Annotated in this window: 18 protein-coding genes; 7 read left to right on the top strand and 11 right to left on the bottom strand. The window is 52.3% G+C overall.

The features are described from left to right. Position 1 precedes the first annotated feature (1 nt). Complete coding sequence (gene gorA / locus ABVM99_RS17025) at positions 2 to 1,354, top strand: glutathione-disulfide reductase (protein ID WP_000160780.1); 1,353 nt, start codon at positions 2 to 4, stop codon at positions 1,352 to 1,354. 46 nt (positions 1,355 to 1,400) lie between these two features. Here the strand turns inward: gorA and fraE are convergent, their stop codons facing one another. The 5 genes from fraE to ABVM99_RS17000 all read right to left on the bottom strand — a co-directional run bounded on the left by fraE (position 1,401) and on the right by ABVM99_RS17000 (position 6,657). Continuing rightward, a complete protein-coding gene (gene fraE, locus ABVM99_RS17020) occupies positions 1,401 to 2,444 on the bottom strand; it encodes a fructose-asparagine asparaginase (protein ID WP_023194473.1) in 1,044 nt (347 codons plus the stop codon). 58 nt (positions 2,445 to 2,502) lie between these two features. After that, positions 2,503 to 3,822 carry an anaerobic C4-dicarboxylate transporter family protein gene (locus ABVM99_RS17015; RefSeq protein WP_000498935.1) on the bottom strand — a complete coding sequence of 440 codons (1,320 nt, stop codon included), beginning with the start codon at positions 3,820 to 3,822 and terminating at the stop codon, positions 2,503 to 2,505. Between the two features lie 53 nt (positions 3,823 to 3,875). Continuing rightward, positions 3,876 to 4,721: a fructose-aspartate kinase gene (fraD, locus tag ABVM99_RS17010; protein ID WP_000028435.1), complete on the bottom strand. Its 846-nt coding sequence runs from the start codon at positions 4,719 to 4,721 to the stop codon at positions 3,876 to 3,878. Between the two features lie 63 nt (positions 4,722 to 4,784). Next, positions 4,785 to 5,762, bottom strand: coding sequence for a 6-phosphofructose-aspartate deglycase (gene fraB / locus ABVM99_RS17005; protein ID WP_010989080.1), 978 nt, complete (start codon positions 5,760 to 5,762; stop codon positions 4,785 to 4,787). Between the two features lie 175 nt (positions 5,763 to 5,937). After that, positions 5,938 to 6,657, bottom strand: coding sequence for a GntR family transcriptional regulator (locus tag ABVM99_RS17000; protein ID WP_000572565.1), 720 nt, complete (start codon positions 6,655 to 6,657; stop codon positions 5,938 to 5,940). 325 nt (positions 6,658 to 6,982) lie between these two features. Here ABVM99_RS17000 and ABVM99_RS16995 point away from each other — a divergent pair, with 325 nt between their 5' ends. Next, positions 6,983 to 8,632 carry an alpha,alpha-trehalase gene (locus tag ABVM99_RS16995; RefSeq protein ID WP_000934257.1) on the top strand — a complete coding sequence of 550 codons (1,650 nt, stop codon included), beginning with the start codon at positions 6,983 to 6,985 and terminating at the stop codon, positions 8,630 to 8,632. A 12-nt stretch (positions 8,633 to 8,644) separates the two neighbouring features. Here ABVM99_RS16995 and ABVM99_RS16990 read toward each other — a convergent pair whose 3' ends face one another. Further along, positions 8,645 to 10,234, bottom strand: a complete 1,590-nt coding sequence (locus ABVM99_RS16990; protein ID WP_000185004.1) for an STY4199 family HEPN domain-containing protein — start codon at positions 10,232 to 10,234, stop codon at positions 8,645 to 8,647. 280 nt (positions 10,235 to 10,514) lie between these two features. On the opposite strand from ABVM99_RS16990, the gene ABVM99_RS16985 reads away from it, so the two are divergent. Next, positions 10,515 to 10,871: a glycoside hydrolase family protein gene (locus tag ABVM99_RS16985; RefSeq protein WP_001120252.1), complete on the top strand. Its 357-nt coding sequence runs from the start codon at positions 10,515 to 10,517 to the stop codon at positions 10,869 to 10,871. Positions 10,872 to 10,876: 5 nt separating this feature from the next. Here ABVM99_RS16985 and ABVM99_RS16980 read toward each other — a convergent pair whose 3' ends face one another. Continuing rightward, positions 10,877 to 11,479 carry a response regulator transcription factor gene (locus ABVM99_RS16980; RefSeq protein WP_001196081.1) on the bottom strand — a complete coding sequence of 201 codons (603 nt, stop codon included), beginning with the start codon at positions 11,477 to 11,479 and terminating at the stop codon, positions 10,877 to 10,879. 630 nt (positions 11,480 to 12,109) lie between these two features. On the opposite strand from ABVM99_RS16980, the gene ABVM99_RS16975 reads away from it, so the two are divergent. From ABVM99_RS16975 to ABVM99_RS16965, 3 genes are all read left to right on the top strand, one after another. Next, positions 12,110 to 13,009, top strand: coding sequence for a LysR family transcriptional regulator (locus ABVM99_RS16975; protein ID WP_000358042.1), 900 nt, complete (start codon positions 12,110 to 12,112; stop codon positions 13,007 to 13,009). A gap of 72 nt (positions 13,010 to 13,081) precedes the next feature. After that, a complete protein-coding gene (yhjD, locus tag ABVM99_RS16970) occupies positions 13,082 to 14,110 on the top strand; it encodes an inner membrane protein YhjD (RefSeq protein ID WP_000191231.1) in 1,029 nt (342 codons plus the stop codon). 350 nt (positions 14,111 to 14,460) lie between these two features. Next, on the top strand, positions 14,461 to 15,783 hold the full coding sequence (locus ABVM99_RS16965) for an MFS transporter (protein WP_001148981.1): 1,323 nt from the start codon (positions 14,461 to 14,463) through the stop codon (positions 15,781 to 15,783). A 39-nt stretch (positions 15,784 to 15,822) separates the two neighbouring features. Here the strand turns inward: ABVM99_RS16965 and ABVM99_RS16960 are convergent, their stop codons facing one another. Beyond that, the gene (locus ABVM99_RS16960) at positions 15,823 to 17,883 is read right to left on the bottom strand and encodes an AsmA family protein (RefSeq protein ID WP_023195887.1); all 2,061 of its coding nucleotides are present in this window, start codon (positions 17,881 to 17,883) and stop codon (positions 15,823 to 15,825) included. Positions 17,884 to 17,992: 109 nt separating this feature from the next. Further along, positions 17,993 to 18,760, bottom strand: coding sequence for a cyclic-guanylate-specific phosphodiesterase (gene pdeH, locus ABVM99_RS16955; RefSeq protein ID WP_000595624.1), 768 nt, complete (start codon positions 18,758 to 18,760; stop codon positions 17,993 to 17,995). A 228-nt stretch (positions 18,761 to 18,988) separates the two neighbouring features. On the opposite strand from pdeH, the gene ABVM99_RS16950 reads away from it, so the two are divergent. Beyond that, positions 18,989 to 19,918 carry a sugar kinase gene (locus ABVM99_RS16950; protein ID WP_023195888.1) on the top strand — a complete coding sequence of 310 codons (930 nt, stop codon included), beginning with the start codon at positions 18,989 to 18,991 and terminating at the stop codon, positions 19,916 to 19,918. A 53-nt stretch (positions 19,919 to 19,971) separates the two neighbouring features. Here the strand turns inward: ABVM99_RS16950 and ABVM99_RS16945 are convergent, their stop codons facing one another. Beyond that, complete coding sequence (locus tag ABVM99_RS16945; RefSeq protein ID WP_001163181.1) at positions 19,972 to 21,459, bottom strand: pitrilysin family protein; 1,488 nt, start codon at positions 21,457 to 21,459, stop codon at positions 19,972 to 19,974. A gap of 219 nt (positions 21,460 to 21,678) precedes the next feature. Then, positions 21,679 to 22,965, bottom strand: coding sequence for a C4-dicarboxylate transporter DctC (dctA, locus tag ABVM99_RS16940; protein WP_000858228.1), 1,287 nt, complete (start codon positions 22,963 to 22,965; stop codon positions 21,679 to 21,681). Positions 22,966 to 23,116 lie beyond the last annotated feature (151 nt).

The following is a 23,116-nucleotide window of genomic DNA, read 5'->3' as shown; positions in this document are numbered from 1 at the left end:
CATGACCAAACACTATGATTACATCGCTATCGGCGGCGGCAGCGGCGGTATCGCCTCGATTAACCGCGCCGCTATGTACGGCCAGAAATGCGCGCTCATCGAAGCCAAAGAGCTGGGCGGCACCTGTGTTAACGTGGGCTGCGTGCCGAAGAAAGTGATGTGGCATGCCGCGCAGATTCGTGAAGCGATTCATCTGTATGGCCCGGACTACGGTTTTGACACCACGATTAATCAGTTCGACTGGAGCAAGCTGATTGCCAGCCGTACCGCGTATATTGACCGCATCCATACTTCATACGACAACGTGCTGGGCAAAAATAACGTGGATGTGATTAAAGGCTTTGCCCGCTTTGTCGATGCCAAAACCATTGAAGTGAACGGCGAAACCATCACCGCCGACCATATTTTGATCGCTACCGGCGGCCGTCCGAGCCATCCGAGCATTCCAGGCGTGGAATACGGCATTGATTCCGACGGTTTCTTTGCGCTGTCTGCCTTGCCGGAGCGCGTCGCGGTGGTAGGCGCAGGTTATATCGCCGTTGAACTGGCTGGCGTTATCAACGCGCTGGGGGCGAAAACGCATCTGTTTGTCCGTAAACATGCGCCGCTGCGCAGTTTTGACCCGATGATTAGCGAAACGCTGGTTGAGGTGATGAACGCCGAAGGCCCGCAACTGCATACTCACGCCGTGCCGAAAGCGGTGGTGAAAAACGCCGACGGCAGTCTGACTTTGGAACTGGAAGATGGCCGCAGTGAAACCGTTGATTGCCTGATCTGGGCCATTGGTCGCGAACCGTCGACCGACAATATTAATCTGGCGGCAGCGGGCGTGAAAACCAATGAAAAAGGTTACATCATCGTTGATAAATGGCAGAACACGAACGTAGAAGGCATTTACGCCGTTGGCGATAACACCGGCGCAGTGGAGTTAACGCCAGTCGCCGTCGCCGCCGGTCGCCGTCTCTCCGAACGCCTGTTTAACAACAAGCCGGACGAGCATCTGGACTACAGCAACATCCCGACCGTGGTCTTTAGCCATCCGCCTATCGGCACCGTCGGGTTAAGCGAGCCGCAGGCGCGCGAGCAGTACGGCGACGAGCAGGTGAAAGTCTATAAATCATCGTTTACCGCTATGTATACCGCGGTAACGACACACCGCCAGCCGTGCCGTATGAAGCTGGTCTGCGTCGGGCCGGAAGAAAAAATTGTGGGTATCCACGGTATCGGCTTCGGCATGGATGAAATGTTGCAGGGCTTCGCGGTAGCGCTGAAGATGGGCGCTACCAAGAAAGACTTCGATAATACCGTCGCTATTCACCCGACCGCATCGGAAGAGTTTGTGACCATGCGTTAAGATCTTGTGCGCCCATCTTCGAGGGTGGGCGCACAAGCCTGCATGATTAATACGTACTGAAATAACTCTGGATGAGTTCCGGATTACGCGTCTGAGTTAGTGCCGTCATCAGCAACACCCGCGCCTTCGCGGGGTTGAGCGAGTCAGACACCAGCCCTGGCTGCCCTTTATCCAACGGTACTACGCCGTTTCCGGTGCGGGAAGCGCGCACCACGATAATCCCGGCTTTCTCCGCTTTTTTAATCCCCGCGTCGCTGCGTACCGAGACCGAACCTGCGCCGGTTCCGGCATAAATAATACCGTCCGCGTGATGGGCAATCGCCGCATCATACATATATTCCGGGTCGTCCTGATAGCCGTAAATAATCACCACATTGGGTAATTTCTTGATATTACGTACGTCAAAAACAGATCGCAGGGTATGAATTTTTTCCACCCGCGTTTCGAACTGTGGCTGACCATTAACGATGATCCCCAGATAGCCCTCTTCCAGCGCTTTAAAGGTATCCAGAGTCGTGGCATTGGTTTTCGTCACAAAGCGCGCCGAACCAATACGATCGTTTAAAACTACCATCACGCCGCGTCCCTTCGCATTCGGGTCAGCAGCCACCGTGACCGCTTCCAGCAGGTTCATTGCGCCATCGGCGCTGATTGCCGACGCGGGCCGCATTGCAGCGGTAAACACCACCGGTTTGTCGCTTTTCACGGTCAAATTAAGAAAGTAGGCGGTTTCATCGAGCGTGTCAGTGCCATGAGTAATAACCACACCGTCAACATCGTCCCGCGCCAATAACGCATTCACCTTCTGTGAAAGTTTCAGGATGATATCGCTGGTCATATTTTCGCTACCAATATTCGCCACCTGCTCGCCGTCAACGCGAGCGATATTATTCATTTCCGGCACGGCATTTATTAATGTTTGCACGCCAAGTTCACCGGATTTATATCCGGCGGTTTGCGTATTATTGGCTGCCGTCCCGGCGATAGTACCGCCTGTCGCGAGAATAACAATATGCGGTAGTGACGTTGTGCTAAATACACAGTGGCTGATGAGCAGCAACACGGTGGCCATGAAAACTCTAATTTTCATTTCCTTCCTCTGAATTAAAAATAATAAGTGGCGTGTGCTATAAAAACATGAATAACAATCAGGCCAGAACCATTTTTCCTATTAACAGCCCGACAATGACCGAGACAATCACGTTAACTAATCCCGGACGCATAAAACTATGGTTAAGCACATATTTGCCGATACGCGTCGTACCGGTATCGTCAAACGCCAGCGCCGCCAGACACTGTCCCGCCACCGGAATAAAGAAATAGCCGTTAACGGCAGGCCAGGAACCGATTAATGCATAAGCGGGCAACCCTAACGCCAGCCCCAGCGGCAACAGAATTAACGTCGTTGCCGCCTGGCTGCTGACCATAGCGGACACGAAAAACATCATAATGGCGATAAGCCAGGTATGCTGTTGCAATAGAGTTTGCACTTCTGCCTTAATCAACGCGATATGACCATTCACGAACGTCTCACTCATCCAGGCCAGGCCGAAGGCGCAGACAATCGCCAGCGCGCCCGCCCGAAATACCGTACCGCTGATAATCTGATCGACCTGCGGCCGACATAACAACACAATCAGGCAGGCAAAAGAGAGCATCGTAATCTGGATAGCGGCGGACATCGAAAGCGGTTGTAGCCCTTTCGCTGTTTCCACCATGGGCCGCAGCGCCGGAATCAGTCCTAACAGAACGATAACGATCGCGCTGGTCAGAAATAACGCCACCGACAATTTGGCGCGCGAAGTGACTACCGTATTTTTACTTTCTTTCTGCGCAGGTTTAATTAACCCTTCAGCAAGCCGACGTTGATATTCCGGATCGTCTTTTAACTCTTTTCCTTTATTAAAGGTCGCTATTGCCCCCATCGCTACGCCGATTAACGTGGCAGGCACGCAAATCATCATAATGGTTGAAATAGAGACGCCCAACGGCGCCATTAAACCAATCATCGCCGCCATGGCGGCAGATATAGGGCTGGCGGTGATCGCCTGTTGCGATGCGATAACGGAAATAGATAAAGGACGTTCCGGTCGAATACCTGAATCCCGTGCGACTTCAGAAATAACCGGTAACAAGCTATAAACGACATGCCCCGTTCCTGACATAAAAGTGAAGATATAACAGATAAACGGCGCTAATAACGTAATGTAACGAGGGTGGCGACGCAGAATTTTTTCCGCCAGTTTGACCAGTAAATCCAGCCCGCCGGAGGCCTGTAAAGAAGCGGCCGCCAGGACAACAGAAAGAATAATCAGAATAACATCAATCGGTGGCGTAGAAGGCGTCAGGCCAAAAATAAAAACCATCACGCCGACGCCTAACCCGCCGACCATCCCTAAAAATACGCCGCCGATCCTGGCGCCTATCATCAGGGCCACAAGGATAAAACATAATTCCGTCCAAAACATACTTCCTCCTGGGTTATCTGGAGTGAGTGTCGCTTTACATTGAGGGACGTAACCTATTGTGCAAACGGTTTACCAAAACCAAATGCGCCGTAATGAGATAACACCTGCGCCGCCGATTTCCCGCCCTGCCGCATGGCGCGTAACACGCTTTCTTTATCGGGTTCCGCCATACCCGATTGCAAAATGGAAAGCAAAAAACCGGTTAAGAAGGCGTCGCCTGCGCCCAGCGTATCGACAGGTTCGATATAAGCAGGTTGCCACTCCAGATAATCCGCGCCGGAAAAATAATAAACTTTTTCATGCCCGCAGGTGGCAATAATATGCCGACAGCCATAACGATAAAGTTTATTGAGTTTTATTTTGATTTCATCTGGCGATAACCCGCTACAGGAGACAAATCCATAATCTACCCACGGGCATACCTTTTCAAAATAGTCGTCTGTACCGCGCCCGGAAAAATCAAAAGAGAGTAAGACGGTTTGTTGTTTAATTTTCTCCAGTTCCGATTCCAGGTGGCCGTTAATACTGGAATGGACTAAGGTAAATTGTGATATATAGCGAAGATCGTCGTCAGACAGACTAAAAGGATGTTCCCGCAATACGCCGTTTTTGTTGCTGGCGACAAATTGCCGATCGCCATGCGTGAGACGGATACAGGCATACCCATTTTCGCCGGTATAATGGCGGCTGTGAGAGATGTCTATCTGCAGCTGGTGTAATACATCCTGTACGTGCTGCGCGGCGTCGTCATTGCCAAACGCCCCCATAAACGCGCTGGGGATGTCTGCTAATTTCGCATAGACAGCAAAATTTAATGCGTTACCGCCGGGGTACATGATGCCGGAATGCAGGTATTTATCGACAACGTTGTCGCCAATACCCAATACGCTGATGCTCATCATTATTCCTTGTTTGTCTTTACAATAAAAAGCGTCCCTGCTTTTTTATCCATCCTGATGTAATTAATATTCCACTTTCCACATATAGCGGCGCGTCGTTAACGGATGCTGGCGCGCCTCAGCTAACGCCCGATTGTAAACGGGATAAACGTTATTAAAGAGAGAGTGGTTAAAGTAATCAATAACCGTGGTTTTAATGGTCGATAGCCCCAGTTCTTTCGCATCGACAACTTCAATCCGGCGGCCATATTTTTTCAGGAAGTTTAACGCGCGTTCATCCACCGCCCGCGTATTGCCCTCGGAAAACTGGAAGAAGAAAGGTGTATTCGCATCGGTAATTTCAAACGGCCCGTGGAAAAACTCACCGCTATGAATACAGGCGGAATGTATCCATTGCATTTCCATAAAGATACAGATGCTCTGCAGGTAGGCTGCGCCATAGCCCGCGCCGCTGGCGACGGTGTAAATGACTTTATCGTCTTTATATTCCTGCGCGAACGCCTGCGCGCGTTCCGCAACCTGCTCGCAAGCGCGCCAGACGATACGGTTGATTTTGCTGACTCCATCCTGAAAATCGTCGTAGTGCGCATACCCTTCCGTCTGCTGGAGCAGTTCGACCGCACTCAGCAGGCCTTTCATCGTTTTCTCTCCGGCAATATCTTTACCGTCGCCAAACGTGTACGTTTCCACATAGTCGCAATGCGCCACCAACGGTGAATCCATTATCCAGGTTAAACCAATGACCGGCGCGCCGTGCTGACGGGCGATTTCAGCCGCTTTAATTGTCTCTGGCGTATTACCTTTGTGGGAGGCGACAACCACAACGGCATTTTCTCCCAGCGCTACCGGCGGGTTGTTAATAAATTCTCCGCTGTTATACAGACCGACAGTCAACGCTTTCGCTTCTTTTTCTAAAAATGCTTTCGCCGGATAGAACGCCGCATAAGAACCGCCGCACGCCACGTAATAGACGTGTTTAACGCCCCCTTTCTCTGCCTGGCTGGTCACAATATTGCTAACTGTCTCTTTCATACCCATCATGCTTTCCTCTGGTTCCATCAATGATACAGGCGAGGATTCGCCATAAATGACTCATAATGTATTGTTATTTTTATATGACATTTAAAGACATTTGATCAAGATGGAAACCAAAAAAAATCGGGATCCGCGATCTGGATCCCGATTCAGCCTGCTCTTCGTTAGCGTAATGCTGACATCATACGGTAAACCGTATTTTATCGCCGACAATCAACTGTTGCGAAACGCAGGAGAGTTCTCCTTTGTTATCAATCATTTCACTTTTTATCAGGATCAGCGGATAACCCTCGTTGACGCCAAGATAATGGGCGACTTCAAAGCTGGCATAAACCAGTTCGATCATCTTACGGGAGTGGGTAAACCATAAGTGGTGTTTCTCGCGTAAGCATTCATACAAAGAGTGATTATTAAGATCTTCGTCCAGCAAAAACGCAAAACGTGGGGGAAGATGTACGGTTTCCAGCGATACCGCCACATCGTCGGCATAGCGGATACGTTCAATGACGACCGCTTTTTCGCCATCGTTCATATTCAGTAACGCTTTTGTCTCATCGTCTACCGATTCAAAAACGGATTTGATAGTGCGTGACCCCGGGCGACGTCCCTGGGACTGGCATAACTCGCTGAAACTCATGATGCCGGTCATGCTACGCTGAAATTTCTCACCAGAGACAAAGGTGCCTTTGCCGGAGACACGGGTCAGCAAATTTTCACGCGTCAGCGCATCCAACGCCTTACGGACCGTGACCCTGCTCACCTGCCAGCGCGCGCTCAGTTCATTTTCCGTCGGGATCTGCTGGCCTGGTTTATACTCTCCACGCGCAATGGCCTCTTTTAAGGCGGCTTCAAGCTGCTTATAAAGCGGTTTGGCGCTTTTACTGTCGGGTTGCTCGATCATTTGTATCCATTTGTATTATCATGGTGCCATAGCTTGTATTATAACTATTTACGTTACCTTTGCTTGTGAATCCACGCCATGCGGTGACGTAGTGATACCGCTATGAAACGAATGTTCTGATTTTAGGTCTGGGGCGGGCGTCATGAAAATAGGATTTTCGCAATACTATTCAGTAAGTTATGAAGTGTTTTTCTTGAGAGACAAATTGCAAAATGTGATCTATCGCACACTTTGCCACTCAGGTATCGAAGCGAATGTCTACGCTTAATAGACAGCCGGGCAACACCCGTATCTTTTACGACGCAAGCCGGAGGTCCTTGTCATTATGCTCAACCAGAAATTAAACCCCACGCCTTCTGAAGATCTGACTATTGATGTCGATCTGCTTTATGAAACAGACCCGTGCGAGTTAAAGCTGGATGAAATGATCGAGGCGGAACCGGAGCCGGAGATGATCGAGGGGCTTCCCGCCTCTGACGCCCTGACCCCTGCCGATCGGTATCTCGAACTGTTCGAGCATGTACAGTCAACAAAACTGTTTCCAGACAGTAAAACGTTCCCGGACTGCGCGCCGAAGATGGACCCGCTTGATATCCTGATCCGCTACCGTAAGGTCAGACGCCACCGTGATTTTGACTTACGCCGCTTCGTCGAGAACCATTTCTGGCTACCGGAAACCTTATCCAGCGAGTATGTCTCTAACCCCGAAAACTCGCTCAAAGAACATATTGACCAGCTTTGGCCGATACTGACGCGCGAACCGCAGGATCATATTCCGTGGTCTTCGCTGCTGGCGCTGCCGCAATCCTATATCGTGCCGGGAGGCCGCTTTAGCGAAACCTATTATTGGGACTCTTATTTTACCATGCTGGGTCTGGCGGAAAGCGGGCGCGAAGATTTACTTAAATGTATGGCGGATAATTTCGCCTGGATGATTGAAAACTATGGCCATATTCCCAACGGCAACCGGACCTATTATCTGAGCCGCTCGCAGCCGCCGGTTTTCGCCCTGATGGTTGAACTGTTCGAAGAAGATGGCGTACGCGGCGCGCGGCGTTATCTCGACCATCTCAAAATGGAATACGCCTTCTGGATGGATGGCGCCGAATCGCTGGCGCTCAACCAGGCTTATCGCCACGTTGTGCGGATGCCGGACGGTTCCCTGCTGAACCGCTACTGGGACGATCGCGACACGCCGCGCGACGAGTCCTGGCTGGAAGATGTCGAAACTGCAAAACACTCCGGTCGTCCGCCCAATGAAGTCTACCGGGATTTGCGCGCCGGGGCGGCGTCCGGTTGGGACTATTCTTCACGCTGGCTACGCGATGCGGGCCGGCTTGCCAGCATACGTACGACCCAGTTTATCCCTATCGATTTGAACGCTTTTCTGTATAAACTGGAGAGCGCTATCGCCAATATTTCAGCACTGAAAGGCGAACGTGACACCGAGGCGCTATTTCGCCAGAAAGCCAGCGATCGACGCGCCGCCGTAAACCATTATCTGTGGGATGATGAAAACGGCTGTTATCGGGACTATGACTGGCGACGCGAAGAAATGGCGCTCTTTTCCGCCGCCAGTATCGTGCCGCTGTATGTCGGTATGGCGAACCACGAGCAGGCCGACCGTCTGGCAAATGTGGTACGCAGCCGTCTGTTAACGCCCGGCGGGATTATGGCGACCGAATACGAAACCGGCGAACAGTGGGATAAACCGAACGGCTGGGCACCGCTGCAATGGATGGCGATTCAGGGCTTCAAACGGTATGGCGACGATATGCTGGGCGATGAAATCGCCCATAACTGGTTAAAAACAGTGAACCATTTTTATCAGGAGCACCATAAACTGATCGAGAAATACCATATTTCCGGCGGTACGCCCCGCGAAGGCGGCGGGGGCGAGTATCCGCTACAGGATGGGTTCGGCTGGACCAATGGCGTGGTGCGCCGCCTGATTGGCCTTTACGGAGAGCCTTAACCTGCTCCGGCCTCAGTGAATCGCATCATAAATGGCTGACTGAATTTTCAGCCATTTTTTATTGTCTGCGCTGGGCCGGGCCTGAGCGCGCAATCGGGCCTGCTCCGTATCGTGCTGCTGGCGCGTCACAACAGCCGGAACGGTGCAAAACGTTTGCAAATAGGTTTTATGCATCGCGGTCAGCGGCGCGCCGCTCGACATGTCATGACTTAACGTTGTGATAAATCGTCGGCAGGGTTTGACCTCATCCATCAGCGCGGGATAACGCAACAACAGTTGCAGCACCTCGGTATGTCCTGCCGCAAACGCCTGCTCCGTCCACGCGAGCTGCCAGTTCATTCCGCCCTGGAGGAACAGCGCCGTCACCCGCGTATCATTGCGCTCTATCGCCGCCCGCATGGTAAACGCATCCCAGGTAATCCCCATATGATTGAGCGTTTCCCGCGCGGAAGGCGCCTCGCGCGGCGGTTCATCCTGCGCCATTGCGGGAGCTTGCCCGTTATCGGAGCCTGGCGACGACGAACTAAATAGCCAGAACGCGCCCGCCAGTATCGCCAGCGTCATGACGCCAACCGCGCCCCACAAAGCGCCGGAAATAAGTTGCTCACGCTCTTCAGGCGTACGCGGAGGCCGCTTACGCGGTGGTTCTATGCTCTCGCTAATCTCATGCTTATCTCCCCCGGCCTGCCGATCTTTAAGCCGCGCGGTTTCCCAGAACTGGCGCAATTCACGTTCATCCGCCAGCAGAAACGAAGCGGGATTCACGCGAGTACGTTTTTCGGCATAGGCGCGCTGGATGGGCCGAACGATTTGCTGATACTGAACGTTTAGCAGCATAAGCTGCGCTGAGGTGAGCGGCTGCCTGGCGATAACCTCGTTTCGCGCGAGGCGACAATCATCCAGAAACATACGCAGAGTGGTGCGCGACTCGGCGAACAGCGTTAACGCTGAGGCGTCATTAAAAATTCTGACGTAATGACGGGCAAACAATTTTTTATCGACCACCATAAGCGCCAGTTCGCTGAACAACATGCCCTCCAGCGCATGTTGATCTTCTCCCTGTTTTAACCACTGGCGCAAACGGTCCGGGCCAAAATGTTGCTTGAGGTAGTGATTCAGCGACGCCCGATCCGGCCATGCGCGCGCAATAAGCGCTTTTAACGTCAGTTCTATCGCTCGCAGCTGACGCTGCGCCTCAAGATGCGCCTCCTGGTCGGGGTCTTCCAGCTCAGTTTGATACGTCAGTAGCGGCTGCTGCTGACGTAGATGTTCCAGCGAGGTGACAAAACGCAACGCGGCAAGGAGTTGATTTTCGCTCACCTCTTGCCCGCTGTCATACTGGGGAACATGCTGCTGAAGGTGACGCAGTTGCAGCATAAACTGGCTCAACTGCGCGTCATTTATCCGCAATTTTTTCGCCACCGCGCCCCAACCGCCCAGGTTAAGACGCGCCTGCTCAAGTTGTTCCATGAACCACCGGGGCTCTTTTCCCTCTGTGGTATGAATACCCAGCAACAGCAGGATTTCTATTGATGCCTGGCGGATAATCCCCAGGCTATGTTCAAAAGGCGCGCGTGTCGCCTGCGAAGCGCTATTCGTCATTATCTTCCCTAAAAAGACGATCCCGCGACGAGATCTTCGTTTTCTTTTAATTATGTTTTTTCATAGATATAACAGATTCAGCCACATTTCAGTGACTTAATCTTAATGATTGCAAATTTATAAGAAGATCGGTTACTAACCAAAAACATCAGTTTTTCATTCTGTCAACGCGGCGTGACGCTGAACGGCATAGACCTTTTCCCTGCCTGCGTTTGGCCGTCTGACCGCTAGCCACGCGTGCAGCACACTTTATAATCGCGCTTTTTATGAGAAAGATGCCATGCCGCACATTTCATCTCGCTTTAGCTCCGCCTGCATCGCGTTTATTAAACAGTGGCAGGGTCTGTCGCTGGAAAAGTATCGCGATCGGCAGGGTAACTGGGTGATTGGTTACGGGCATATGTTGACGCCGGATGAGACGCTGACGTTCATTACGCCCGAACAGGCGGAGGCATTCTTGCTGGATGACCTCAATAGCTGCGATATGCTGCTACAGAATTGTTTGCCGGAACTTAACGATCGGTTTCAACGCGAAACGCTTATTGCGCTGATGTTCAGCATCGGACATCAGCGTTTTTTATCATTAATCAATACGGGTGATATTTCACAGCCAGAAATAAGCGGGCTGCGAATTTAACGTCGCTAATTCGATTCATTTAACATCATGGCGGCCTGGGTACGATTTTTTACATCCAACCGCCGGTAAAGCGACTCCAGATGCGCTTTAACCGTCCCGGTACTAATATTTAACGCCCGCCCAATTTGTTTATTTGATTCTCCTGCGGCAAGCATCTGTAAAATTTCCCGCTGGCGGGCGCTTAACGCTTTTATATCACGGGACTCCAGCTCCGTTGAATTTAACCAATCCCCCGGTAAAAACATCATCCCGCGAGCGACAGCATTGAGCGCAAGGACAAAGGTTTCGGCATCAGAATCGCGTGGCACCACGGCCTGAACGTTAAATTGCATGACTTCATGCAGCCACTTTTGACTGCCATCCATCGCCGTGATAATAATCTTCACCTCCGGAAATTGCTGCGCGATTCTTTGTAACACCTCGCGGCAAAATTCAGCATCCAGGCCGCTATCCAGCATGACCAGCGCATCCGGCGCGCTTTCTATTTTTTGCCAGAGTTCTTCTGCCTGACCGACACTCTGGATACTTATTCCTGGAATGTGCTGCTGCAAACTGATTTTCATTCCATGAATAAATATTGACTGCCTGTCAAACATGATTACCTGCATTACTTTTCTCCACCTGGGTAAGATAATAGTCTCAAGATGAGGAAGGGTATTACCCGTAGGGTAAAATAAGAAGTCGCCATTTGGTATAGGCCATTTTACCGATAGTCATTGGTTGAGGAAGGGAAAGGTTATGAATATTTACAGCTTCAACATCGGGATTACAGAATTCGCTAAAATTAGCCTTTTAAAGTAAGGAATATCTTATTAGCGCGAACAGCCAAGGCTAATTTGAATATTAATTTAATGAAGAGTACGCCTGGCGCGTCACAAAGGAAATATCTGCTTTTCGCCTGATGTGTTACAAAAAATAAAGTAGCACATTTTGTTAAAAAATAGCCAATCCGCCTGAAAACCGCGACGATGGGTCAATGACAATACCGTATATGTACATGCATTTCTCTCTCTCACTACACCCGCGGCTATCAGCGTGTTTTACCGCTCTCGTCCCGTTTATCGGCTTTTTGGCGCTAAAATGCCTGGCCGGAAAGCGATAAATCCGCCGCGCAACGCGATCAGACGTATTCGTCACGCGAGCAATGATTGCGAAAGGGCTTATTAGGTGCTAGAAAATCAATAAAACCAGCCGCTTCAGCGTCACTGTTTCAATAAGAACAATAATAGAGCCTGATGATGGATAAAATATATGCAATGAAATTGTTTGTACGCGTGGCGGAACGGGAAAGTTTTTCCCGCGCAGCAGAGGATATCGGCCTTCCCAAAGGCAGCGTCTCACGGCAAATACAAGCGTTAGAACATCAACTGGGCATCCGCCTGCTCCACCGCACCACCCGGCGGGTACAACTTACTCAGGACGGAATGGTTTACTACGAACGGGCAAAAGATCTGTTGAGTAACCTGGATGAACTGGAGGGTCTTTTCCAACCTGATCCCGCCAGTATCAGCGGCAAAATACGGGTAGATATACCGCCATGTCTCGCAAACAGCCTCATCATGCCGCGCCTGCCCACTTTTTTGCATCAGTATCCCGGCATTGCGCTGGAACTTTGTAGTAGCGATCGACAGGTCGATTTACTACGGGAAGATTTCGACTGCGTGGTGCGCACAGAGCCGCTACATGCGCCAGGGATACTGACGCGCCCGCTTGGCAAACTGAGGAGGGTGAACTGCGCCAGCCCACAATACCTGGCGCGCTTTGGGTATCCAGAAAACCTTGACGATCTCGCCTCACATGCGATGGTGCATTATTCATTGACCCCGGGAGTCTCTTCACCGGGTTTTGCCTTTGAAACTCCCCACGGTATGCAGTGGGTAAAAACCGGCGGAATGCTAACGGTAAACAGTACAGAGACCTGGCATACGGCCTGTCTGGCAGGATTAGGAATCATTCAGACGCCGCGCATTGCTGTACGGGAGGCGTTACGCGCCGGAACGCTCATTGAAATTTTACCGCAATATCGCGCCGCTCCACTGCCGGTGACGCTGCATTATCCCCATCGCCGTAATCTTTCCCGCCGGGTACACCTGTTTATGGTATGGCTGACTGAAACCATTAAAGAGGCCGCAGAGTAGCCGCATTTTCAGCATCCATCGGGGAGAAGCTATACTGACATATTCTATTAATGATGAAGGACTACCGACCTGATGACGCAGGAAAATGACGTAAAACGCCCTATTCAGGAACTGGAGCACGACCCGATACAAAAAATAGAAACGCAGCCGCATGACGCCCCAGAAAAAAACGAAAAGGCAAATCAGGCGTTGCATTCCGTCACCACCCTGATGCAAAAAATTCAGCGTCAACCAATGGTGGCCCACCTCATTCGCGCGACCGAACGTTTTAACGATCGACTGGGTAATCAGTTTGGCGCGGCTATCACCTACTTTTCGTTTCTGTCGATGATCCCGATAATGATGGTGTCCTTTGCCGCAGCAGGTTTTATCCTCGCCTCGCACCCTAATCTACTGGAAGATATTTTCAGCAAGATATTGATGAATGTGAGCGATCCTACGCTGGCGTCCACGCTTAAAAATACGATTAATACGGCGGTTCAACAGCGTACCACGGTAGGGCTGGTCGGACTGGGTATCGCGCTCTATTCCGGCGTTAACTGGATGGGCAACCTGCGGGAAGCGATTCGCGCCCAGTCACGGGACGTCTGGGAGCGCAAGCCGCAGGATCAGGAGAAAATCTGGCTCAAATATCTGCGCGATTTTATCTCGCTGATTGGATTATTAATCGCTTTAATCATTACGCTGTCCATTACTTCCATCGCCGGTTCCGCCCAGCAGATGATCATCTCCGCCTTGTATCTCGACAGCATCGAATGGTTAAAACCGGCCTGGCATTTGATCGGTCTGGCCATCTCTATTTTTGCCAACTATCTACTTTTTTTCTGGATTTTCTGGCGACTGCCTCGCCATCGTCCCCGTAAAAAAGCGTTGATTCGCGGGACATTTATCGCCGCTATCGGTTTTGAGGTGATTAAAATCATTATGACCTATACGCTGCCGTCACTGGTGAAATCGCCTTCCGGCGCGGCGTTTGGCTCCGTACTCGGTCTGATGGCCTTCTTCTACTTTTTTGCCCGCCTGACGTTATTCTGCGCGGCCTGGATAGCCACCGCCGAATACAAGGACGACCCGCGAATGCCGGGTAAAACGCAACGCTAGTCTGCGGCTTGCTGCCGAATGGCACGCACGGCGTCGTCATTCGGCCTACTGGCGTGTGGTCCCGGGCCGGGCAAGCAAAGCGTACCCGGCGGTACAATCAGGCACGTCCTTCCGCCTCATCTCATTGTTTCAGCATATAAATCCAGTAATTAACTTTTATTTAACCAGAAACCAGTTTTATCCACTAATTCTAAAATTATGTGAAGCATTTCATAGACGCAAAATGGCTGGCTTAAACATTATCCCCTTTTTGCGCTTTTTTTGACCATTTTTGGCTTTTGTTACACATTGAAATATAACTTTTGCTGTGCGTAATATGGCTATTCGTTCGCTAAAAATAAGAAAATAGTATGCAAGCAACCGCCACAACACTCGACCATGAACAGGAACATGTTCCGGTAAACTCACGCAATAAAGTCGTTATTGCCTCGCTTATCGGCACCGCGATTGAGTTCTTCGACTTCTATATTTACGCCACCGCTGCGGTGATCGTGTTCCCCCTTATCTTCTTCCCCCAGGGCGATCCCACTGCGGCAACGCTACAATCGCTCGCCACCTTCGCTATCGCGTTTGTGGCGCGTCCAATTGGCTCTGCGCTATTCGGCCACTTCGGCGACCGGGTAGGCCGCAAAGTCACGCTGGTGGCTTCGCTGCTGACGATGGGGATCTCCACGGTCATTATCGGTCTGTTACCGGGCTACGCGACGATAGGTATTTTCGCGCCGCTGCTGCTGGCGCTGGCGCGTTTCGGTCAGGGACTGGGGCTGGGTGGCGAATGGGGCGGCGCAGCGTTATTAGCGACGGAGAATGCGCCGCCGCGCAAACGCGCGCTGTATGGCTCCTTCCCGCAGTTGGGCGCGCCGATCGGCTTCTTCTTTGCCAATGGCACCTTCCTGTTGCTCTCCTGGCTGCTGACCGACGAGCAGTTTATGAGCTGGGGCTGGCGCGTGCCGTTTATCTTCTCGGCGGTGCTGGTAATTATCGGCCTGTATGTGCGCGTGTCGCTGCATGAAACGCCGGTGTTTGCGAAAGTCGCCGCAGCGAAAAAACAGGTAAAAATACCGCTGGGCACGTTGCTGACGAAGCATGTCCGCGTAACCATTCTCGGCACGTTTATCATGCTGGCGACCTACACGCTGTTCTATATCATGACCGTCTATTCCATGACTTACAGCACTGCCGCCGCGCCGGTGGGGCTTGGCTTGCCGCGCAATGAAATACTGTGGATGCTGATGATGGCGGTGATTGGTTTTGGCGTGATGGTGCCCGTCGCCGGCCTGCTGGCGGACGCATTTGGCCGTCGGAAAAGCATGGTCATCATTACCACGCTCATCATTCTCTTCGCGTTGTTCGCCTTTACCCCGCTGCTGGGTTCAGGCAATCCAGCGCTGGTATTCGTGTTCCTGTTGTTAGGCCTGAGCCTGATGGGGCTGACCTTCGGCCCAATGGGAGCGCTGCTGCCGGAGCTATTTCCGACGGAAGTGCGCTATACCGGCGCATCGTTTTCCTACAATGTGTCATCGATTCTGGGCGCTTCCGTCGCGCCGTATATTGCCGCATGGCTGCAAAGCCACTACGGGCTGGCGGCGGTAGGGGTTTACCTGGCGTCAATGGCGGCGCTGACGCTGATTGCACTGCTGTTAACCCATGAGACGCGTCATCAGGCGTTGTAATAGGGCGCCGGATGGCGTCATCCGGCGCTACGTTTCACGTTACTGCTTCATCTGCGTTAAAATCGTCCGGCACTGATTGGCTTCGCCTTCAGAGGGCGAAATGAGCGCCAATAGCGCGGCGGCGGGCGTTACCAACGTCGCCAGCGCTGCCGCAACCGCGCCGCGCGCAATCAGCGGGCCGGGCTTGACGCCCGCCTGCGGATTTTTAAATGTCCCACGCACGTACAGCGGCGATCGCAGCGTAATAATACGAATCCCCTTACTTTCCGGATCAATGGTTAAATCGAGCTGTTCAGAGGCGAAGCTCGCCGTACCGGTCACGTTAATCAACGCATTTTCTGTATCAAAAGCAAAAATTTGCGGTCGCGCCACGCCGTTCGCAATATTGAGATTCGCCGCCGCGCAGTTAACCCGCACTTCGTCATCGCCAAAAATCTGCCCGACAATATAGTTGCCGACGTTCAGCCCCACGATTTCCATCAGGTTGCGGCTAATCAATCCATCATTCATCAATAATTTCAGATTGCCGTTACTGTTGCCAAGCAGCGCGGCGACCGAGTTGCCCGTCCCGCGAATATCCGCATCGCCGTTCAGCTCGCCCAGCGTTTTCTGCATCAGCTCCACATCCGGCATCAGTTCTTTAAGCTTCAGCCGACGCGCCTGTATATCCGCCCGCCCCTGCATTGGCTTTTTATCCCCTTCCAGATGGATGTTGGAGACAATACTGCCGCCTGCCAGACCAAACTTCAGCGGCTGTAGACGTAAGTCGGCGTTTTTCAGGATGATATGGGTCGAAAGATCGCTAATCGGTAGACTGCCGCCATGCTCAATACGCCGGCCTTTAAACCGGACATCGGCGTCCATAACGTCCCATTTGTCGGTTTCAAAGCGATCGTAAGGCAACACTTTATCCGCCGGCTGAACATTCTTCTCGCCTTTGCGCTGTTCAGACCGTTTCGACTGCTCAGCGTCTTTCCCGGAATCCACGCCAATCAGCGGCCCAAGATCGGCCAGTCGTAACTGGCGCGATTCGACATCGCCTTCCAGTTTAGGGCGCGGTTTACCGGTGGTATAAGTGAGGGAGCCGTGGATATCACTGTCGCCAATGCGCCCATTAAAACCGCGATAATCAAATACCGATGACTTTTCGGCGTCAATTTTCGCCACCAATCGCCCATCGGTCTCAAACGGCGGCGTATCCGGCAGCAGCACGCCGGTTAAATCATATAAATCGCCCAGTGAATCGCCAGAGAATTTAAGCCGCAGATCGACGCCGCCCATTTTCATCGGCTCGTTCACCACGCCGCTAAAAGCCACCCGCGTGTTGCCAGAGCGGAAATCGGCCTGCACAGGAAAAGGCGTACTTTCGCTGCGTAGCGCCAGCATACCGCCTATTTTGCCCGTACCAGTCAACGGTTCCCCGTTATAACGCCCCTGCGCCTTCAGGCCGAAGACATAGTCGCCCACGCTGGATTTGTCTGCTTTGCCTTTCGTTCCCGTCACTTCGCTGAACGGCAACGGTTTGCCTAACGGATCGATCAGAATAGTGATATCCGCCTTGCTGACCTTATCATCGATCGCGATTCGCCCCTGGTCGAAGAGAATATTATCCAGCCGGAAGGACCAGGCGGAAGGTTTAGCATTGGGGTCCGTATTCTTGTCTTGCGCGAGGTTAAAGGTCCAGTTATTGGTTTTCTCGGACAGACGAATAAGACGCGCGTCGGGTTTCACCAGTTTGATCCACGGCAGCCAGACGGTTTTGGTCAGGAGCGCCAGCGGGGCAAGCGTCGCCTCAACGCGTGGCAGATGCACCATCGTGACTTCCGGAATATCCGGCGGATTGCCGAGAATGACGTCTTCCGCGTGAACATGCGGCCACGGTACCCAGCTTCGCCAGCCGGTTTCCTGTTTTTGGCGTTCCCACACCACGCCTAAATCGCCGCGAATAGCGAAAGGCCGGTTCAATTCGGTAGAGACTTTCTGGTTGATGGTCGGTTTGAGGCGGTTCCAGTCAAATGTTGCGATCAACAAAATCACTATGACGATCAACAACAAGAAAGTCCCTGTGATGGCGGCGGTTATTTTGCCTGCTTTAGTCATGTGTTATTTCCTCACTTCTTCCCTTGCCTGTCCTAAAGATAGTTCAGCCAGACGAAAAAGGAGGATGACCGCGCCTCGTAATACCACGTATTACGGGAACAGTCTGGCGTTACAGGGTCAGAATCACCTCTTCGAGCGATATCAGCGGCACGGGTCGAGAAAGAAAATAGCCCTGGGCGGCAAAGGCGGGCGAACGCTGCACATCACGCCACTCTTCCAGCGTCTCCACGCCCTCGACAATAACGCCGCGGCAGTAGCGGTTCATCAGTTGCAGCAGCAGAGTGAACAGGTTGCGTCCCTCCGCGGACTGACGCAGCATGACGAACAGCTCGCGCGCCACTTTAATGTAGTCATAACGCACTTCGCTCAGCGCTGAAAAATTGGCCATGCCTGTACCAAAATCATCCAGCCACAGCGGGCCGAACTCACACATCGAGGCGAAAGAGGAGTCTTTCGGCAAACGAATATGTTCCACCAGTTCGAAACGCAGCCAGGGTAAGCGCTCCATCGCTGCCAGAATGTCCGGCTGTCGTCGCATGGCAATCAGCGTAGGGCCGTCGACATTGACCGATGCCAATAAGTGATGGCGAGTGAAAAAATCCGCTTTTTGTTCAAGCTGATGAAGTTGTTCTTTCACTACGTCAATGCGGTGTCGAACCGCTAACTCCGCGAAATAACGATCCGGGGCAATACGTCTGGAAGGGTTATCAGGATGGGTGACGACAGTGAGAAGTTCAACCGCCATCAGACGGCCATCCGTCTGGTATATCGGCTGGTAAGTATAGGCACGCTCGCATTGCAGCCAATAGCGCCGTTCCTGCAAATTCTCTATACCTGCATCAGGAACGCGTAGCTGCTGGATAACCTGCTTTATCATCTCAGTTGTCCTGTTAATGGGAGTGTGACTGTCCGGACTCGTCAAAGGTTATCGGCGTTCAGGCAGAGAACTTTACCCTCGGTCCCTGGCAAAATAAAAACAGACCCCGAAACTTGTCAAAAATACGCACTTGCTCAAAAAAATAATGGACCGATGTTTTAATATTATTGACCACTAAACATCCACAGCGCACACTAACGCTAATTTTTACAGATCAGGTTCACGACTATGTCTAAAAAGATTGCCGTGATTGGCGAATGCATGATTGAGCTGTCGCAGAAAGGCGCTGATGTTCAGCGCGGCTTCGGCGGCGACACGCTGAATACCTCCGTTTATATTGCCCGTCAGGTCGATTCTGCCGCTCTGGCCGTTCACTATGTGACGGCGCTGGGTACCGACAGTTTCAGCCAACAGATGCTGGAGGCGTGGCAGCATGAAAATGTGGATACCTCGCTAACGCAGCGGATGGAAAATCGCCTGCCAGGCCTCTATTACATCGAAACCGATGACACTGGCGAGCGTACCTTCTACTACTGGCGTAACGAAGCGGCAGCGAAATTCTGGCTGGAGAGCGAACAGTCAGCGGCTATCTGCGAGACGCTGGCGACCTTCGATTATCTCTACCTGAGCGGCATTAGCCTCGCGATTTTAAGCCCGACCAGCCGTGATAAGCTGCTGTCTTTATTGCGTGAATGTCGGGCCAACGGCGGGAAAGTCATTTTTGATAATAACTATCGCCCGCGTTTATGGACAAGTCGCGAAGAAACGCAGCAGGTCTATCAAAAGATGCTGGAATGCACTGATATCGCCTTCCTGACACTGGACGATGAAGACGCGCTATGGGGTCAGCAACCGGTGGAAGAGGTCATTGCCCGCACCCATGCGGCAGGCGTGCAGGAAGTGGTGGTAAAACGCGGGGCGGACTCTTGCCTGGTCTCGATTCAGGGCGAGGCGCTCATTGACGTTCCGGCAGTGAAACTGCCGAAAGAGAAAGTGATAGACACCACTGCCGCAGGCGACTCCTTCAGCGCCGGTTATCTGGCCGTTCGTTTGACGGGCGGCAACGCGACGGATGCCGCGAAGCGCGGACACCTGACGGCCAGCACGGTGATTCAGTACCGTGGGGCCATTATTCCGCACGACGCGATGCCGCAGTAAGTCATTTGCTCTTGCCCGGTGGCGCTGCGCTTACCGGGCCGGCAGGCGGCAGCTTACTGTGCCGCCGGTGTCTCCGTCACTTCCGGATGCGCCTCATCGGCTTCAACAGCGGCGGCAGTTGCCGGAACCATGATTTCATCCCACGTCGCCTTTAACGCCTTCATATTAAATTCCGGCTCGCCTTGCGGTTGCAGCAAAATTAATGCCATCTCCTGCGATAGCTGCTGACGTAGATTCTGATTGAGCATATCGACGGTCAGGCTGTTGAGGAAATTCTGACGCAGCTTCTGATACTGCTCCGGCGCGATATCCACCACCTGATTCTGCAGCGAGCGCATACGCTGTCCAGTCAAAATGTCAGTATCGGTACGCGCGTAGGTCGCGAACAGCTTTTGCAATTCGAGATTTTTCTGCGCCACCAGCGCAGTAAACTCCTCTTCCGACAAACCTTTATCGCGTACTTTCGCCAGTTCATTCGCCACCAGGCTCAAATTGGTATTGAGCTTATCATTAGGTGATTCAATGTTGATGGCGCACTGCGCGCGCAGGAACAGAACCCGGCAGTCAAACCCCAGACCAATATCTTTCGCGTTATTTTTAGTCAGCTCTTGCTGGATATGCCAGAACAGCGCTTCGCGCGCCAGATCCGCCTGCCAGTAGCGTAACAGCGCCGCCGACTCGCGAATCGGTTGCCACGGCGTATCCCACATAATGGAGAGACGATCCTGGCGCACCGCATCGGTCATAATGCTCACTGATTCCGCCCGCAGCGGCGAAAGCGTCGGCACCGGGGCGGGCGTTTCGCGTTTACCTTTCAGCGTACCGAACGTTTTATTGATCTGCTCGGCGACGGAGCGCGCATCAATGTTGCCGACAACAATCAGCGTCATGGCATCCGGGGTGTACCATTTTTCATAGAAAGCCTGAATTTTGGCTGCGTCTACCGGTTGCTTTAACGGTTCCGCGGGATCGTGCCCCAATAACGCCGACCCTTTCAGCCGATAACGCCACCAGCCCTCTTTAGTATCTGCTGGCCACGTCGCAACCATATCTTCGCTGCTTAACGCATGATTCACCGTCTCTGGCGTAATGGTTAATTTACCGGAGACGTTAGCCAGATAGGTCAGCGCTTCTTTCAGCAGATCGTTACGGTTATTGGGTAAACTGAGGTTATAGAGCGTGGAATCATAAGAAACAATAACAGGCGGCATGGGACGTTTCGGATCAAACCCTTGCTGCCATAAAGAACGTGCCTGTGCGGCATCCAGACCACCGCTTTGCGTCAGCGCGATACGGGGAATCGCATGGCTGAACCCGCTCTGTTGCGTACTTTCGGTGAGCGAACCGGTATTAACCTGTAGACGAACTTCAATACGATCGCTGGGGCGCTGAGGCGTAGCCAACACTTGCCACTGTAACCCATTAGCCAGCGTCCCCTGTTGCCATGCCGGATCGGGCTGGAGCGCATCTGCCTGCACATAGCCGGCAGAGGCCAACATCAACAGACTGCCCGCTAAGAGTCGAATTTTTGTGCCCTGCATGTGAACCCCTGATCAACAATCCTGGTAATAAAAAGACAGTCCCGGCAGGGATGCCTGAATATGACGTAAAAACACTTCGTGTTAGACCGCGAGAACCTAAAAATGTCACGGAAGAAGTGAAATAATCCCTAAGCATCATGCTGTATGCTTTGGGCGCAGGGGTCAATTATGCGCAAACACCCGCAGTCCTGGAAGGGACTACGGGCATAAGTGGCGAGATTAGGAGGAAATTTCGTGCGTTTTGCCATCCGGCGCACGATTATTAAGCACATCGTCCAGCTTTTGGTGATCTAACTCTTTCACCCATTTGGCAACCACCACCGTCGCCACGCCGTTACCCACCAGGTTAGTCAGCGCGCGCGCTTCGGACATAAAGCGGTCGATACCGAGGATTAACGCCAGTCCCGCAACCGGTAAATGGCCCACGGCGGAGATAGTGGCCGCCAACACGATAAAGCCGCTTCCGGTCACGCCCGCGGCGCCTTTTGACGAGAGCAGCAGCACGACCAGCAGCGTGATCTGGTGGAAGATATCCATATGGCTGTTGGTCGCCTGGGCGATAAACACCGCCGCCATCGTCAGGTAAATAGAGGTGCCATCAAGGTTGAACGAATACCCCGTCGGGATCACCAGCCCCACCACCGATTTACGGCACCCCAGTTTTTCCATCTTATCGAGCATACGCGGCAACGCTGACTCGGAAGAGGAGGTGCCGAGCACAATGAGTAATTCTTCCCGGATATAGCGAATAAATTTAAAAATGCTAAAGCCCGTTACCCGTGCAATCGTCCCCAGCACCACCACCACGAAGAGAATACAGGTGATATAGAAGCAGATAATGAGCTGCCCCAGTTGCACCAGAGAACCGACGCCGTATTTACCGATGGTGAAGGCCATCGCGCCGAATGCGCCAATCGGCGCCAGGCGCATGATCATATTGATGATGCCGAAAATGACCTGCGAAAAACTCTCAATCACATTGAAAATGAGCTGGCCTTTGCTGCCCAAACGGTGCAGCGCAAAACCAAACAACACCGCAAACAGTAAGACCTGCAGAATGTTGCCGCTGGCAAACGCGCCGATCACGCTGCCCGGTATGACATCCATCAGGAAGGCAATAATGCCCTGCTCCTTGGCTTGTGCGGCATAAACGGCCACCGCCTGCGCATCCAGCGTTGCCGGATCGACGTTCATCCCGGCGCCAGGTTGCACAACGTTGACGATGATAAGACCGATAATCAGCGCAATCGTACTGACAATTTCAAAGTAAAGCAGCGCGACCGCGCCGGTACGGCCCACCGCCTTCATGCTTTCCATGCCTGCGATGCCCGTCACGACAGTACAGAAAATGACAGGAGCGATGATCATCTTAATGAGCTTAACGAACGCGTCGCCAAGCGGTTTCATTTGTGCGCCCAGTTCAGGATAGTAATGGCCAAGGAGAATACCAATGGCGATTGCTGTCAGGACCTGAAAATAAAGACTTTTGAACAGAGAGGTTTTCATAGGGTGTCCTTGAAGTAAAAACCACAGGTCTTGTAAGGTTATGAGTAACCTGCGGCCTTAAAATAACACCCACACAACATGACAGAAATGCGCCAGGATCATAATTGAAACAAAAATGTTAAAAAGTTTGAGCTGGCTCGCACAAGCGCGA

It is taken from the genome of Salmonella sp. SJTUF15591, assembly GCF_043356435.1.
Taxonomy (GTDB): domain Bacteria; phylum Pseudomonadota; class Gammaproteobacteria; order Enterobacterales; family Enterobacteriaceae; genus Salmonella; species Salmonella enterica.
Note: the sequence above shows the minus strand (reverse complement) of the source record. Positions and strands in the feature narration are given on the sequence as shown.

Bases quoted from the DNA above. Each gene is read 5' to 3' on its own strand.
- gorA (WP_000160780.1), top strand. From the start codon at position 2: ATGACCAAACACTATGATTACATCGCTATCGGCGGCGGCAGCGGCGGT.
- fraE (WP_023194473.1), bottom strand. From the start codon at position 2,444: ATGAAAATTAGAGTTTTCATGGCCACCGTGTTGCTGCTCATCAGCCAC.
- ABVM99_RS17015 (WP_000498935.1), bottom strand. From the start codon at position 3,822: ATGTTTTGGACGGAATTATGTTTTATCCTTGTGGCCCTGATGATAGGC.
- fraD (WP_000028435.1), bottom strand. From the start codon at position 4,721: ATGAGCATCAGCGTATTGGGTATTGGCGACAACGTTGTCGATAAATAC.
- fraB (WP_010989080.1), bottom strand. From the start codon at position 5,762: ATGATGGGTATGAAAGAGACAGTTAGCAATATTGTGACCAGCCAGGCA.
- ABVM99_RS17000 (WP_000572565.1), bottom strand. From the start codon at position 6,657: ATGATCGAGCAACCCGACAGTAAAAGCGCCAAACCGCTTTATAAGCAG.
- ABVM99_RS16995 (WP_000934257.1), top strand. From the start codon at position 6,983: ATGCTCAACCAGAAATTAAACCCCACGCCTTCTGAAGATCTGACTATT.
- ABVM99_RS16990 (WP_000185004.1), bottom strand. From the start codon at position 10,234: ATGACGAATAGCGCTTCGCAGGCGACACGCGCGCCTTTTGAACATAGC.
- ABVM99_RS16985 (WP_001120252.1), top strand. From the start codon at position 10,515: ATGCCGCACATTTCATCTCGCTTTAGCTCCGCCTGCATCGCGTTTATT.
- ABVM99_RS16980 (WP_001196081.1), bottom strand. From the start codon at position 11,479: ATGCAGGTAATCATGTTTGACAGGCAGTCAATATTTATTCATGGAATG.
- ABVM99_RS16975 (WP_000358042.1), top strand. From the start codon at position 12,110: ATGGATAAAATATATGCAATGAAATTGTTTGTACGCGTGGCGGAACGG.
- yhjD (WP_000191231.1), top strand. From the start codon at position 13,082: ATGACGCAGGAAAATGACGTAAAACGCCCTATTCAGGAACTGGAGCAC.
- ABVM99_RS16965 (WP_001148981.1), top strand. From the start codon at position 14,461: ATGCAAGCAACCGCCACAACACTCGACCATGAACAGGAACATGTTCCG.
- ABVM99_RS16960 (WP_023195887.1), bottom strand. From the start codon at position 17,883: ATGACTAAAGCAGGCAAAATAACCGCCGCCATCACAGGGACTTTCTTG.
- pdeH (WP_000595624.1), bottom strand. From the start codon at position 18,760: ATGATAAAGCAGGTTATCCAGCAGCTACGCGTTCCTGATGCAGGTATA.
- ABVM99_RS16950 (WP_023195888.1), top strand. From the start codon at position 18,989: ATGTCTAAAAAGATTGCCGTGATTGGCGAATGCATGATTGAGCTGTCG.
- ABVM99_RS16945 (WP_001163181.1), bottom strand. From the start codon at position 21,459: ATGCAGGGCACAAAAATTCGACTCTTAGCGGGCAGTCTGTTGATGTTG.
- dctA (WP_000858228.1), bottom strand. From the start codon at position 22,965: ATGAAAACCTCTCTGTTCAAAAGTCTTTATTTTCAGGTCCTGACAGCA.